Origin of the sequence: Streptomyces sp. AK02-01A (assembly GCF_033795305.1) — a bacterium.
Lineage (GTDB): Bacteria > Actinomycetota > Actinomycetes > Streptomycetales > Streptomycetaceae > Streptomyces.
Window position 1 is genome coordinate 1 of record NZ_JARBAE010000124.1, and the last position, 1,111, is coordinate 1,111.

Genomic DNA, 1,111 nt, shown 5'->3' on the forward strand with positions numbered 1-1,111 from the left:
CACCATCACCACCCACCCCACCACCAACCCACACACACCCACCACCCCCGACGACGTCGCCTGCATCATGTTCACCTCCGGCTCAACCGGCCGCCCCAAAGGCATCATCACCTCCCACCACGCCCTCACCACCACCCTCCACCACCAGCACTACGCACACTTCGGCCCCAACGAAACCTTCCTCCAATGCTCCCCCGTCTCCTGGGACGCCTTCTCCCTCGAATTCTGGGGCGCCCTCCTCCACGGCGGCACCTGCGTCCTCCAACCAGGACAACGCCCCGAACCCACCCACATCAACACCCTCACCAACCAACACCACATCACCATGCTCCAACTCTCCTCCAGCCTCTTCAACCACCTCGTCGACGAACACCCCGACACCTTCACCCACACCAAAATCGCCTTCACCGGCGGCGAACCCGCCTCCGCCACCCACATCAACCGCATCCTCACCCAACACCCCCACCTCACCATCACCAACGGCTACGGCCCCGCAGAATCCATGGGCTTCACCACCACCCACACCATCACCCACACACCCACCCACCACCCCGTCCCCATCGGACAACCCATCACCAACAAACACGCCTACATCCTCGACAACACACTCCACCCCACCCCCATCGGCACCACCGGCGAGCTCTACCTCACCGGCACCGGACTCGCCCACGGCTACCTCGGACGCCCCACCCTCACCGCCGAACGCTTCATCGCCAACCCCTACGGCCCACCCGGCCAACGCCTCTACCGCACCGGCGACCTCGCCCGCTGGACCCCCAACGGCCAACTCCACTTCGCCGGCCGCACCGACAACCAACTCAAAATCCGCGGCTTCCGCATCGAACCAGCCGAAATAGAAACCGCCCTCCTCCAACACAAAACCATCACCCAAACCACCGTCACCACCACCACCGACACCAACAACAACACCCACCTCACCGCCTACACCGTCACCCACCCCCACCACACCACACCCACCAACCACGACCTACGCACCTGGCTCCGCACCCACCTGTCCCTTATACACATCTACGAGCCCCCGAGACAAAAGGCAAACCCGTATGCCGTTTTCTCTTTAAAAAAAAAAAAAAAAAAGGAACAGAGGACGATG

The 1,111-nt window shown here is 62.4% G+C and carries 1 protein-coding gene; it reads left to right on the top strand.

The features are described from left to right. On the top strand, positions 1-1,111 hold a 1,111-nt coding region (locus PV679_RS36005), incomplete at both ends, for an AMP-binding protein (protein ID WP_319685495.1).